Raw genomic sequence first — 13,680 nt, forward strand, 5'->3', positions numbered from 1 at the left:
AAGTAAATCACCTCAAATAAAATGAAAAATCCACCCAGAATATGAGTGGATTTTATTATGAATGAATATTGAAAAACAATTTTCAAGGAAAGCCAAAAAAGATAACAAAAGATATTTTATGAGTGTTTCACAAATTTTAAGTAAACACTTATTTTTAAATCTGACAATTACTTAATATATTTATAATCAGCAACTTCCACAATAAATGATTATTAGCACTGAAAAATACCTATGAAATATCATTGAGTGAACCATTAGATTTCACAACATCAGTAAAATGGTTCTTCAAAGGAATCATCGCATTGATTTTCTTTGCGTTGATTGGTATTTTAATGTGTAATATCTGGATTGTCTATTCTACTGATGACCGTAATTATTACAGTCTCGATAAATTACCTTCAAATGACGTTGGCTTAGTATTGGGTACAAGTAAAGCTGTACAAGGCGGAAAAACGAATTTATTTTACAAATACAGAATGGAAGCGGCAGCTCGTTTGTACAAAGAAGGTAAAGTAAAGTTTTTGATTCTTAGTGGCAATCACGACTCTGTTTTTTACAACGAACCCAACGACATGAAAAAATCTTTGATGCGTTTGGGGGTTCCTGAAAACGTGTTAATCCTTGATTATGCTGGTTACCGTACCTATGATTCTATCATTCGTTGCAAAGAAGTATTTAATCAGCAAAAATTTACGATTATTTCTCAACCTACACATAATGCCAGAGCCTTGTTTCTTGCCAATAATTTAGGACTGGATGCTGTAGCTTTTGCGGCTCAAGACGTACAATCGGGTTATAAAACTTACTTTAGAGAATATCTTGCTCGCCCAAAAGCGATTCTTGATGTCTATGTATTTGACAGAGCCAAGTATCAGGAAGCGGAAGAAGAATAATATCTTTCTTCAAACATTTTAATAGGCTCAATAGCACTTTTTACAAAATGTTTGATGTACTCATCTTCTTTTTCTTGAAAAATCTTTTCAGGCGTATCAATCTTTAATATTTTTCCTTGACGCATAATCGCAATTTTATCTGCCACTAAAAAGGCATCTAGTAAATCATGCGTTACCAATACGCAAGCAATACTTTCTTTTTTAATAATCTCGACAATTTTCGAACGTAAATGACTTCTATTGATAGAATCTAAATTACTAAAAGGTTCGTCTAACAATAAAGCTTTGGGTTCTTCAGCAATGGCACGAGCGATGGCAGTTCTTTGCTTTTCTCCACCAGATACTTCTCTTGGCTTTTTATCTTTAATCGCAGTAATTCCACAAAGTTCTAATAATTCGCTTACTCGCTTTTTTCGATATTCATGCGTATATTCAGTAAGAGCAAGGTCAATATTTTCCCAAATTTTATGTTCAGGTTTTAGTCGATAGTCTTGAGGGACGAGCTTAATATTAGGAAAATCTCTAATCAATCGGTTAAAAAATAAATCTATAGCTTCTTCATCCAGCCAAAGCTTACCAGCATCAGGCATGATATTGCCTGAAATAATGTTTAAAAAAGTCGTTTTTCCAGAACCACTCTCTCCTACTATTGCCAATATTTCACCCGCCAATACTTCTATGGAAAGATCATCAACAACAATTCTATTTTCGTACTTTTTGGTAATATTTTCTAATTTAAGCATCTATTACGTTAAATAAAATTCGGCTTAAGATTATTACAATCCTAAGCCGAAAATGATATTTTCAATATTTGATAAAGCGTTAGAATCACTCTTTAATCCTATCCCAGCCTATTTTTCGGTATTCTTTCAGCAAAAGTAAGGCAATTATTAGTAAGATGGGCGTTAAAGTAATTAAACCGTAGGTGGTTTTTCCAATAAAGTAATGAACAAAACCTAATATCGGAGCTACCAAAAACAAGAATAGAAACTTCAACCATTGATTCCCTTTTACTTTAGCATTAGCCATTTCCATTGAAAAAGGCAATGAAAATTCCCCCGTTAAGACATTTAAACTGATAAATAAAAGTGTACTTGACATCGCAAAAAGAATATCGTCAATCATTCCAAAACCAGCTTTTCCAATCAAAATAGCTCCAATAATAATAAAAATAGGAAGACCAACTTTAACTAATATTGATTTCAAAGAACCCAATAATACTTCTCCAGGATTTGTCAGTGGAGCAACACGATAAGCCCAAGAGGCTTTCCAGTCGTCGGAAATGTAGATTTGTTGAGAAAAAATCCAAATGAGGAACATGGTATAATATAAAATCATCAAGACATTTACATCTTCTTTTTGGCTTTGCGTAAAATAATTGTAGATAAAATAAATCAGCATTCCGAAGATTGGATAAGCTCTTACTTTAAATTTTCGGTCACGAGCGGTGATAATCCAAACCAATTCAAATGCTGATTTCTCCAAAGTTGTTTTTGTAAAAATTCCAGAAAGTACATTCAAAAAAGTACTTTTTTTCGCTGTTTTCACAGCTCTTTTTTCTGTAATTTCTGGCGTTCCTAAACCTGATAAACTTTTGGCAAAAAGTGGCGATAAGTAATTATTGATGATGTACAAAGAAGCAAAAGGCACTATTAATACCAAAAGAGTAAAAATCATGTAAGGCAATTCAAAGTGTTTTGCCACAAAAGCCTCCATCACACCAGCAAACCAAGCTGGAGGCACTAGATAATGCCACCATTTTATGACAATTTCTTGTGTTTCTGTGCCAATCAATTTATCTGTTCTTGCTATAAACTGATAGCCAACCGCTATAAAAACTGAAAAAGCAATTTGTGCATAACCAATAATATCTTTTAGTTTTTCTTCAGAAACTACTTTTGTCAATAATAAATATAAAATACTTGTCAGAAAAATGGTAATCAAGCAAAGTAAAATCACACAAATGAAGAAGAGTAAACCTGCTTGCCAACCAAATTTGAAAGTTGTAAAAACGATTGAACCTAAAGAATTAGCCAAGGTCAAAGCACCTAAAAATACAATAATATGAATCAAGCGAGCCATCCAAATTACTTTTCCCTCTACGGGGCGAGGAAGTAAAATAACATTATCACTTGTATCAAAAAGTACTTCAGCAAAATCTGAAATCATGTTGAAAGCTACCATAAACATGATAAAAGCGAAGCTCAACATCATCACTAAATAAACTGGTTGCTTGATGAAAAGTATCATCAGCCCATAAATAAAACTAAAAATTGCTTGAAAGAGTAATGATTTCAAAAATGTATTACTTTGCTCTTTTTTCTGTACTTGATTTCTTTGTAAACCATGAACTCGGCGGTTTTCCATCATCAATTTTACTTCAACGATGGCTCTTAATGAATGATAATCTACCGCCAGCCATTTGAAAAGCCATTGAAGTTTATCAAGAATATAAAGAATAAATTTTGTCATAATTATTGAGAAGATAAAGCTTGAATAAAATCGTCGGCACGGGTTTGATTTTCTTGATTTCCACCTGTCAAACTTCCAAAAACACTTTCAAGCGAAGCCACGGAACCTTGTGTTTTTAGTTCTTCAAAAGTACCATTAGCGACAATTTCACCATTATTGATGATTACGATACGGTCAGATAATTTTTCAACAACATCCATAATGTGCGAAGAATACAAAATTGTTTTACCAGCTTCTTTCAATTTTGCTAGAATCTCTTTTACCAAAATCACTGCATTAGCATCCAAACCAGAAAGTGGTTCATCCAAGAAAACAATTTCAGGATTATGAATCAAACCCGAAATCAATAATACTTTTTGTCGCATTCCTTTTGAAAATGTACTCATTCTGGTATCAATTACTTCACTCAATCCAAACAAAGAAAGTAGTTCTGTCGCTCTTTTTTCAATCTGAACATCTTCTAAATGATACAAGCGACCGATAAATAAAAGATATTCCATTGGCGTAAGTACTTCATAAAGCATGGCGTTTTCAGGTACATAACCAATGTGTTTCTTGACTTCCATTGCATCTTTGGTAACATCATAGCCCAAAATTGAAACTTCGCCAGAAAAATCGCCTAAAGTGCCAATTAAGATTTTTAAAGTAGTACTTTTACCTGCACCATTTGGACCAATGTAGCCAATAATTTCGCCTCTGTAAATATCAAGATTGATGCCTTTCAAGACTTCTTTTTCGCCATAGCTTTTTCGTAGATTTCGGATCGAAATAACGGGTTTAAGTTCTTCCATTTTTTTGTTTTGGTTTAATTTATGATTTAAAATAAAATATAACTAGAACACTATAGAACATTAGCGGTTTTTTCTATATTTTTGCAACAAGGTAGTCAATAAAAATTACCAAATAATCTCAATTACTTACAAACTCTGATTATGTTACTTTTAGGCTTAGATTTAGGTACTTCTTCCATCAAGGCATCTGTTGTAGATGGCTCAACAGGCAAGCTAGTTGCCTCCGCACAATATCCAGACACTGAAAACACCATTTCATCTCCTTTTGATGGCTGGGCAGAACAAGATCCAGAAATGTGGTGGACTTGCGTGCAAGAAGCGATTCAAAGATGTAATTCGTCAGGGAAATACAATCCTAAAGATATTCAAGCGGTCGGAATTGCGTATCAAATGCACGGATTAGTAATTGTAGATAGAAATCTAAGTGTTTTACGTCCTTCAATTATTTGGTGCGATAGCCGTGCTGTTGAAATAGGCAAAAAAGCTTTTGATAAAATTGGGCATGAAAAATGTCTTTCTAATTTACTGAATTCTCCTGGAAATTTCACGGCTTCTAAGTTAGCTTGGGTAAAAGAAAACGAACCTAAAATTTATGGCTCTATTTATAAAATCATGCTTCCAGGCGATTTTATTGCCATGAAACTCACAGGAGAGATTACTACTTCAAATTCAGCACTTTCGGAAGGTATCTTCTGGGATTTTCAAACCAATGGCGTTTCTGAAGATGTGATGAAATGTTACGGTTTTCCTGCTACAATTTTACCAGAAATTCGTCCATTGTTTTCAAATCATGGAGAAGTAAAAAGTTCAATTGCAGATGCTTTAGGTTTAAAAGCTGGAATTCCAGTTACTTATAAATCAGGTGACCAACCCAATAATGCACTTTCATTAAACGTCCTTGACCCAGGTGAAGTAGCTGCTACAGCAGGAACTTCAGGTGTGATTTACTCAGTTTCAGACAAAGTAAGTTATGATCCAAAATCAAGAGTAAATACTTTTGCCCATGTGAATCATGAATTAAATGGGCTTAATCGCTTAGGAACGCTATTATGTATCAATGGAACAGGAATTTTAAATCGTTGGGTTCGTGATAATGTAGCAAGTGGATTAAGCTATCAAGAAATGAATGCCCTTGCTTCAAAAGTAAATGAAGGTGCTGATGGTTTAAGAATTTTACCATTTGGCAATGGAGCTGAAAGAGTACTTGAAAATAAAGTAATTGGTGCTACTTTCCAACGTTTAAATTTGAATGCTCATGCAAATGCTCATATTATTCGTGCAGCACAAGAAGGAATCGCTTATTCTTTAAAATACGGCATGGACATCATGGCAGAGAATGGTACTTCTCCATCAGTCATCAGAGCAGGAAAAGCCAATATGTTTTTAAGTGATATTTTCTCGCAAACATTGGTAAATGTAACTGGCGTTGCTGTAGAATTATATGATACTGATGGTGCAAAAGGAGCCGCTTTAGGTTCAGGTATTGGGGTGAGATACTTTTCAAATCCAAAAGATGCTTTTGTGAATATGGAAAAAATAGGTGTTGTTGAGCCAGAAACTCAAAAAGCTTCAACCTATCAAGATATTTATCAAGATTGGAAAAATATTCTTGATAATCAATTGGCTAATGATTAATTGCTAGTTTGATAATTTCCCAGGACGCTTCACTATTTTTCAAAAAATAGTGAAGCGTTTTTTTATGACTTAAATCAAATGAGTGTACTCGTTTTTTAATCATACTATTGAAAGCAAAAGCTTGTATCCATCTTAGATTTTTTAGGAAATAAAGTATTTGAGCAACCTTTTTCAAATCAAGATTTAATTTCTTTGGATTTATCAGGCTTGAAAAAAGGGCTTTATCTTGTGATAATCAACAATAATCAAGAGATTTACAGTCAGAAATTTATTTTAGAATAAAATATCCCTTAAACCAATGTCAACAATTCAAGCAATTATACTTGCAATTATCGAAGGCTTAACTGAATTCCTTCCAATTTCTTCTACAGGACACATGGTATTGATGAGTTCTTATCTAGGCATTGAGAATGACAAATTCACCAAACTTTTTGAAGTTTGTATTCAACTTGGAGCTATTTTGGCTGTAGTAGTGTTGTACTGGAAAAAGTTTTTTGACTTTTCTAAATGGCAGTTTTATGTAAAACTTGCTTTAGCCGTTGTTCCTGCTTTAATTTTCGGAAAATTATTTGACGATCTTATTGATGAACATTTGGGTAGTCCTGTTTTTATTGCTACAGTATTGTTAGTTGGTGGTATCATTTTATTATTTGTAGATAATTGGTTCAAAAATCCAGTAATTACAGAAGAACCAGATATTAATAATGTAACAGCGATTAAAATCGGAGCGTATCAATGTTTAGCCATAATGTTTCCTGGTTTAAGTAGAAGTGCTGCTACAATTATTGGAGGAATGCAACAAAAATTAAGCAGAAGTTTAGCAGCAGAATTCTCTTTCTTCTTGGCAGTTCCAACAATGACAGCGGCAACTGGGTATAAGTTATTAAAATTCATCTCTGATGAGGGAAGTATTACAGGAGATCAAATTAAACTTTTAGCCATCGGAAATGTTGTTGCATTTATCGTTGCTGTTTTAGCCATCAAATTTTTCATTACTATTTTGAACAAATATGGTTTTAAATATTTTGGCATTTATCGTATCATCGTCGGAATCGTCATTTTAGCTTTGACGGTAGGCTCACATTAATAATGAATCAAGAAGAAATTATACAAAAGAATATCAATCAGACCTCTCCAGACCCTGGGGAGGTTTTATTGATTGATAAACCCCTTACTTGGACATCTTTTGATGTCGTTAAGAAATTAAAATTTGCTGGTAAATTCAAAAAAATCGGTCATGCTGGTACACTAGACCCACTAGCAACTGGTTTATTAATCCTTTGCACAGGAAAAATGACCAAGCAAATTGATTCTTTCCAAGCACAAGAAAAAGAATATTCAGGCACTTTTGTTTTAGGAAAAACAACGCCCTCGATAGACTTAGAAACAGCATTTGAAGAAGAGTTACCAATTGAACATATCAACGAAAATCTACTTCAAGATGCTTTAAGTAAATTTCAAGGGAAAATTTTACAGATTCCTCCGATTTACTCTGCCATTCAAGTAAATGGCAAAAGGCTTTACGAATTAGCCAGAAAAGGAAAAACAGATGCTGATATTGAAATCAAATCAAGAGAAGTAGAAATTTTTAAATTTGACATTGATAGCAGTAATTTTCCAGAAATTAGCTTCACAATCGTTTGCTCAAAAGGTACGTACATCAGAAGTTTGGTGCGTGATTTTGGCTTGGCTTGCCAATCAGGCGCTTATTTAAGTTCATTACGTAGAGAAAAAATTGGTAAATTTGATGTTAAAAATGCACTAACGATTCAGGAATTTATTGAGCAAAGAAAGGTAGATTAATAATTTAAAAATTATTGTAATAAGTAATAATGTAAAGAATAAAACGCTGTTTTCGTCCAACTCACAAAAAGACTTTGAACAGAGCAAATATAAAAATGCAAGTTTATCACGGAATACAGGAATTCAAAAAATTAGACCATGCGGTAGTCACTAGCGGAACATTTGATGGTGTACATCTTGGACATCAAAAAATATTAAATCGCTTGAATGAAGTAGCTTTACAGACCCAAGGAGAAAGTGTTGTCATTACTTTTTATCCACATCCACGAAGCGTTATTTCGTCTGATAATCAAACCATTAAGTTACTTTCTATACTTGATGAAAAAATTGAACTCTTAGAACAAAATGGTGTACAACATCTTTTGATAATTCCGTTCACCAGAGAATTTTCAGAGCTTTCATCCGAAGAATTTATCCAAAAAATTCTTATTGAAACCATTGGTACTAAAACGCTAGTGATTGGCTACGACCATCGTTTTGGAAAAAATCGTGAGGGAGGATTCGATTACTTAAAAACCAATGCTTCAAGATATGGCTTTTCAATAGAAGAAATTGCCCGTCGAGATATTGATAACGTTGGCATAAGTTCTTCAAAAATCAGGAAAGCATTATTAGAAGGAAATGTTCAATCTGCCGATCATCTTTTGGGTAGAAATTACTCTATTTCTGGGCTCATTGTAAAAGGCAAACAATTAGGTAGAACAATTGGCTTTCCAACTGCTAATATTCAAGTAAGGGAAGTTGCTAAATTAATTCCTACAGATGGTGTTTATGCCGTGAAAGTACATTACAACGATGAAACTTTTGGAGGGATGTTAAATATTGGTAATCGCCCGACGGTAGATGGTACTTATCAGACAATCGAAGTGAATATTTTCGATTTCAATCGAGAAATTTATGGAGAAAACCTTAGTGTAGAATTTATTACGAAAGTCCGAAACGAGCAAAAATTCAGTGGTTTAGATGCCCTAAAAGCACAAATAGCCAAAGACCAAGAGGTAATTAAAGATATATTACAAAGTACTAGAATTTAAACGACAAACAAAATATTATTTTTGCATACCAACAAAAAAGGTCGATTCAAATAAATGAACCGACCTTTTTCTATTTAAGATTACTCTTTATTCCTCTGTTGCAGTAGTTGCAAGAATTCTTGAAAGTGTTAATGTATCGCCTTCACCAGAGTAATCTGCTAAGATTACATCGCCATTGGCTAAATCACCTTTTAAAATTTCTTCAGCTACTGGATCCTCCAAATAACGTTGAATAGCACGATTTAGCGGTCTTGCACCATATTGAGAATCATAACCTTTTTCAGCAATAAAGTCTTTTGCTTTTTCGGTCAATTCAACCGTATATCCAAGATTTGTAATACGAACAAACAACTTATTCAACATCAAGTCGATGATTTGGTGAATATGTTCACGTTCTAATGAATTAAACACAATTACATCATCCAAACGGTTCAAGAACTCTGGAGAGAAAGCCTTTTTCAAAGCATTCTGAATAGTTCCTTTCATCGCTTCATCTACTCCATCAACTTTAGTTTTTGTAGAAAAACCAATGCCAGTTCCGAAGTCTTTCAAATCTCTTGCACCGATATTTGAAGTCATGATAATGATTGTATTTCGGAAATCTACTCTTCTTCCCAAACCATCAGTCAAAATACCATCATCTAATACTTGCAACAAGATATTAAATACATCTGGGTGAGCTTTCTCGATTTCATCTAATAATACAACCGCATAAGGTTTACGACGAATCTTTTCTGTCAATTGTCCACCTTCTTCATAACCAACGTATCCCGGAGGAGCTCCAACTAAACGAGATACACTGAATTTCTCCATGTACTCACTCATGTCAATTCTCACTAAGGCATCATCTTTATCAAATAAATATGTTGCTAAAACCTTCGCTAATTCTGTTTTACCTACACCTGTTGGTCCCAAGAAAATAAATGAACCGATTGGTTTTTTAGGATCTTTTAAGCCAACTCTAGTACGTTGAATCGCTTTTACAAGTTTAGCAATCGCAGGATTTTGTCCGATTACTTTTCCTTGTAATTCTTCATTCATGTTCAAAAGTTTTTGTCCTTCCGTAGCTGCTACACGATTTACTGGAATACCAGTCATTTGTGCAATTACTTCGGCAACACTTTCTTCTGACACTGTATAACGACGACGTTTGGTATCTTCTTCCCAATCACGTTTTGCACGGTCTAATTGGTCTAACAAACGTTTTTCACGGTCACGTAATTGAGCAGCTTCTTCGTATTTCTGCGATTTCACTACTGCATTTTTCTCTTTCTTGATATTTTCGATGGCTTCTTCCAAACGAACAATATCTTCAGGAACAGTAATATTTGAAATATGAACTCTCGCTCCTACTTCATCCATTACATCAATCGCTTTATCTGGCAAGAATCTATCAGAAATATAACGTTCAGATAATTTTACTGCTTGTTCAATTGCCTCATCTGTATAAGATACGTGGTGATGATCTTCGTACTTATCTTTGATGTTATTCAAAATTTCAATGGTTTCTTCAATAGAAGTTGCATCTACCATTACTGTTTGGAAACGACGAGCCAAAGCACCATCTTTCTCAATGTATTGACGATACTCATCTAAAGTAGTAGCTCCGATAACTTGAATATCACCACGAGCCAAAGCTGGTTTGAACATATTTGAAGCATCCAAAGAACCCGAAGCTCCACCAGCACCGACAATCGTATGCAATTCATCAATGAACAAAATCACATCTGGTGATTTTTCCAATTCATTCATTACTGCTTTCATTCTTTCTTCAAACTGACCACGGTATTTTGTACCAGCCACTAACGAAGCCAAATCTAGCGTAACAACTCTTTTTCCAAATAAAACACGAGATACTTTTTTCTGAACAATTCTTAATGCTAGACCTTCAGCAATAGCAGTTTTACCAACACCAGGCTCACCAATCAAGATTGGGTTGTTTTTCTTTCTACGAGAAAGAATTTGAGCTACTCTTTCTATTTCTTTTTCACGCCCAACAATTGGGTCTAATTTACCAGCTTCAGCAACTTTTGTTAAATCTCTACCAAAATTATCTAAAACAGGAGTTTTAGACTTTTCTGTTCCTTTATTAGTAGTAGAACTTCCTCCAGCTGCATTCCCACTCGCAAACATTCTTGCATCATCATCGTTGTCATCTGTATCAGATGGCCCAGATTTGATATTAGGGTTTGATTGATATTCCACCATATCCTTAATTAATTCATAATGTATCTGGAACTTCTCAAGAATTTGCTTAGCCAAATTATCCTCATCTCTGAGAATCGCCATTAATAAATGTTCCGTTCCAACAAGGTTAGTTTTAAAAATTCTTGCTTCCAAGTAGGTGACTCTCAACACTTTTTCGCATTGGCGAGAAAGCGGAATATCTTGCTTGTTTTTGATAGTGTACGTAGATCGAACCGTACTCTTTGTAGCTTGTTCTATAGTAACACGTAAATCATCAAGGCTTGTTCCACATTTTTTAATCAAATCAAGAGCAATGCCTTCGCCTTCTCTGATCATTCCTAAAATAAGATGTTCCGTCCCGATGTAATCATGCCCAAGCCTGATTGCCTCCTCACGTGCGAGTGAGATAACCTCTTTTACTCTGTTTGAAAATTTTGCCTCCATGCTTAGAGTTTTTGAGTTATAGCGTTATAAAACCTCAGAGTTCAGTTGGTAAGAGTGATGGGAAATTCCAATTATTCTTTACACTGAGGCTGAAGGTAATCTCTGTCTTTACTTAATAATTACTTTCAGTAAATATCTTCCAAATTAAATCTTTAACACTAATTGATTATTGTTTGTTCATTTACGATTGAGCTTTGAAGTATCTTTAAAGATTGGCTTCCCTGACAAAATAGTAAATCGAGAATGGATAAATTGGGTACAAATTCACTGCCAAAGTTCTGCCGATAAGCGATTGGTTGGTAAATCCCATTCTCCAAAAAATTGGTTTTGGGATGAATTTTACTCCTAAAATCCCCTTCTACATTCTTTTCGTATTTTTCTGTAAATATAATCTTTTTTTCGAGACGTAAAAGTTTAAGACAAATTGACAGTAATTCCAAATTCAAATCGAACAAAAAGTCAGGCTTTTTTTCGATAATATTTTTAAAATATTCTGAATAATATTCAAAAAAAGGGGATTTCCCGTAGGCTGAATGAATTGCTCCCCAATGGCGGCGAATCCAATCTTGATGATATTCTATCTTTAAATCCCGAATTAATACTTTCGAATTTCCATTTTTTACTGGGATAGACAGCGTATCAATCTTATTAGTTGTCTGAATTATACAACGATTTCGGTAACTTTGTTTTTCGTAATACTCGTGTGCTTCAATAACAATATTGTCGTGTTGAAGTAAACTCACAAAATATTCGAGGCTGGGTAAATATTGTAAATCAATTATCATTTCTCTAAAATACAGTAGAATGATTTAATTTCAAATTTTTATAACAAAATCATTCTATTTTCCAAGAAAAAATACAAATTCACAAAGGTTAATATGCTTTTCTTCAAGATTCTTTCTGTTTTACCATTTTGGGTGCTTTATGGCATTTCGGACTTTGCTTATTTTTTATTATTTAAAGTAATTAAGTACCGTAAAAAAATAGTAATCGAAAACCTTAGAAACTCTTTTCCTGAAAAAACAGCAGATGAAATCAATGAAATTGCTAAAGGCTTTTATCATCACTTAGCTGATGTTTTTATTGAATTCTTCAAAGGTATAAGTATTTCAGCAGAAGAAGTAACAGAGCGAGTGCAAGTAAATAATATTGAAGTTGTAAAAAAGTACTTGGATAATAACATTCCTATCATTTTTGTTGGCGGACACCAAGGAAATTGGGAATGGGCTATTCATTCTGTTAGCTTACAGGGCGTTAATTTAGATGTAGTTTATCAAAAACTTAGCAGCCCTTTTTTTGATAAACTTACTTATCAAATCAGAAGTCGTTTTGGAGCTTTTTTAGTAGAAAGAAAAGATACTATAAAAATAACGATTGAAAGGAAAGACAAAATCAGAGCTATTTGTTTAGCTGCCGACCAAATTCCTAGTCATTTGAAATCGGCATATTGGACAAACTTTCTAAATCAAGATTCTGCCTTTTTTACTGGACCAGAACGTATTGCTAGGAAGTTTGAATATCCAGTAATTTTTATGGAGTTTGTCAGGAAAAAGCGAGGATATTATGATATGAATCTTTCGGAAATTGCAAGTCCTCCCTACGAAAATCTTACTCCAAATGAAATTCTTGAGCGTTTTGTTCAAACACTAGATGCTTCGATTAAACAAAATCCGTCTTCTTACTTATGGTCGCATCGAAGATGGAAGCATAAAAGAAATCAAAACGATATAAACGCTTGATTCATCAAAAGCTTTTTCATTTTTACAAGAATAGCGATAAATCACCAAGTCCTTGACGAATAATTTCAAAATCATCAGAAGTAGCATCCACAATTGTTGAAGGCATATTATTGCCATAACCGCCATCAATCACAATATCAACCTGATTTTGAAATTTCTCAAAAATCAATTCTGGATCAGTAGAGTATTCTACGATATTGTCATCATCATAAATTGATGATGTAATAATAGGATTACCAAGTTCTTGAACAATTAACCTCGGAATTTCATTGTCGGGAATTCTAACTCCAACTGTTTTTTTACTTTGTGATAATACTTTCGGTACTTTATTATTTCCTTCTAAAACAAAAGTAAATGGACCCGGCAACGCCTTTTTCATTAATTTAAAGCAAGTATTAGATACTTTAGCATAATCTGCAATGTGGCTCAAATCATTACAAATAAATGAAAAATTATTCTTGCTTGGTTTTATTCCCTTGATTTGGCAAATTCTCTCAACAGCACGAGTATTGTGAATATCGCAACCCATTCCATAAACAGTATCGGTAGGATAAATAATTACGCCACCATTTTTTAGGCAGTCAACAATATGATTTATTCTTTTCATATCGGTGCCTTTTTCGTATAATTTTATAAATTCAGCCATAGTTTTTATCAGATTGTTTAATTTCTTGTACCTAAA

13 protein-coding genes are annotated in these 13,680 nt (G+C 33.7%); 7 read left to right on the top strand and 6 right to left on the bottom strand.

Annotated elements, in window-relative coordinates; translation table 11 throughout:
• Positions 1-242: 242 nt before the first annotated feature.
• The gene (locus tag HNP25_RS15145) at positions 243-893 is read left to right on the top strand and encodes a SanA/YdcF family protein (RefSeq protein ID WP_229202884.1); all 651 of its coding nucleotides are present in this window, start codon (positions 243-245) and stop codon (positions 891-893) included.
• On the opposite strand, the gene HNP25_RS15150 is transcribed toward HNP25_RS15145, so the two are convergent.
• The 3 genes from HNP25_RS15150 to HNP25_RS15160 form a co-directional block, all read right to left on the bottom strand.
• Positions 872-1,636 carry an ABC transporter ATP-binding protein gene (locus HNP25_RS15150; RefSeq protein ID WP_184135440.1) on the bottom strand — a complete coding sequence of 255 codons (765 nt, stop codon included), beginning with the start codon at positions 1,634-1,636 and terminating at the stop codon, positions 872-874. The genes HNP25_RS15145 and HNP25_RS15150 overlap by 22 nt on opposite strands.
• Positions 1,637-1,721: 85 nt before the next feature.
• Complete coding sequence (locus tag HNP25_RS15155; protein WP_184135441.1) at positions 1,722-3,365, bottom strand: hypothetical protein; 1,644 nt, start codon at positions 3,363-3,365, stop codon at positions 1,722-1,724.
• Between the two features lie 2 nt (positions 3,366-3,367).
• The gene (locus HNP25_RS15160) at positions 3,368-4,156 is read right to left on the bottom strand and encodes an ABC transporter ATP-binding protein (RefSeq protein WP_184135443.1); all 789 of its coding nucleotides are present in this window, start codon (positions 4,154-4,156) and stop codon (positions 3,368-3,370) included.
• Positions 4,157-4,297: 141 nt separating this feature from the next.
• Here HNP25_RS15160 and HNP25_RS15165 point away from each other — a divergent pair, with 141 nt between their 5' ends.
• The 5 genes from HNP25_RS15165 to HNP25_RS15185 all read left to right on the top strand — a co-directional run bounded on the left by HNP25_RS15165 (position 4,298) and on the right by HNP25_RS15185 (position 8,628).
• Complete coding sequence (locus HNP25_RS15165; RefSeq protein WP_184135445.1) at positions 4,298-5,791, top strand: xylulokinase; 1,494 nt, start codon at positions 4,298-4,300, stop codon at positions 5,789-5,791.
• Between the two features lie 129 nt (positions 5,792-5,920).
• Positions 5,921-6,073: a T9SS type A sorting domain-containing protein gene (locus HNP25_RS22100; protein WP_184135567.1), complete on the top strand. Its 153-nt coding sequence runs from the start codon at positions 5,921-5,923 to the stop codon at positions 6,071-6,073.
• 16 nt (positions 6,074-6,089) lie between these two features.
• The gene (locus HNP25_RS15175; RefSeq protein ID WP_184135446.1) at positions 6,090-6,878 is read left to right on the top strand and encodes an undecaprenyl-diphosphate phosphatase; all 789 of its coding nucleotides are present in this window, start codon (positions 6,090-6,092) and stop codon (positions 6,876-6,878) included.
• Positions 6,879-6,880: 2 nt separating this feature from the next.
• Positions 6,881-7,594 carry a tRNA pseudouridine(55) synthase TruB gene (gene truB / locus HNP25_RS15180; protein ID WP_184135448.1) on the top strand — a complete coding sequence of 238 codons (714 nt, stop codon included), beginning with the start codon at positions 6,881-6,883 and terminating at the stop codon, positions 7,592-7,594.
• Positions 7,595-7,689: 95 nt separating this feature from the next.
• Positions 7,690-8,628 (top strand): bifunctional riboflavin kinase/FAD synthetase, encoded by a 939-nt coding sequence (locus tag HNP25_RS15185; RefSeq protein WP_184135450.1) that lies wholly within the window; start codon positions 7,690-7,692, stop codon positions 8,626-8,628.
• Positions 8,629-8,715: 87 nt separating this feature from the next.
• Here HNP25_RS15185 and HNP25_RS15190 read toward each other — a convergent pair whose 3' ends face one another.
• Entirely contained in the window at positions 8,716-11,259 is a 2,544-nt protein-coding gene (locus HNP25_RS15190) for an ATP-dependent Clp protease ATP-binding subunit (protein ID WP_184135451.1), read from the bottom strand.
• 158 nt (positions 11,260-11,417) lie between these two features.
• A complete protein-coding gene (locus HNP25_RS15195; RefSeq protein ID WP_184135453.1) occupies positions 11,418-12,044 on the bottom strand; it encodes a WbqC family protein in 627 nt (208 codons plus the stop codon).
• 51 nt (positions 12,045-12,095) lie between these two features.
• Between HNP25_RS15195 and HNP25_RS15200 the strand changes: the two genes are divergently transcribed.
• On the top strand, positions 12,096-12,998 hold the full coding sequence (locus tag HNP25_RS15200; protein ID WP_310587175.1) for a lysophospholipid acyltransferase family protein: 903 nt from the start codon (positions 12,096-12,098) through the stop codon (positions 12,996-12,998).
• A 22-nt stretch (positions 12,999-13,020) separates the two neighbouring features.
• Here HNP25_RS15200 and HNP25_RS15205 read toward each other — a convergent pair whose 3' ends face one another.
• Entirely contained in the window at positions 13,021-13,605 is a 585-nt protein-coding gene (locus HNP25_RS15205; protein WP_310587174.1) for an L-threonylcarbamoyladenylate synthase, read from the bottom strand.
• Positions 13,606-13,680 lie beyond the last annotated feature (75 nt).

The organism is Arcicella rosea (assembly GCF_014204325.1).
Taxonomy (GTDB): Bacteria; Bacteroidota; Bacteroidia; order Cytophagales; family Spirosomataceae; genus Arcicella; species Arcicella rosea_A.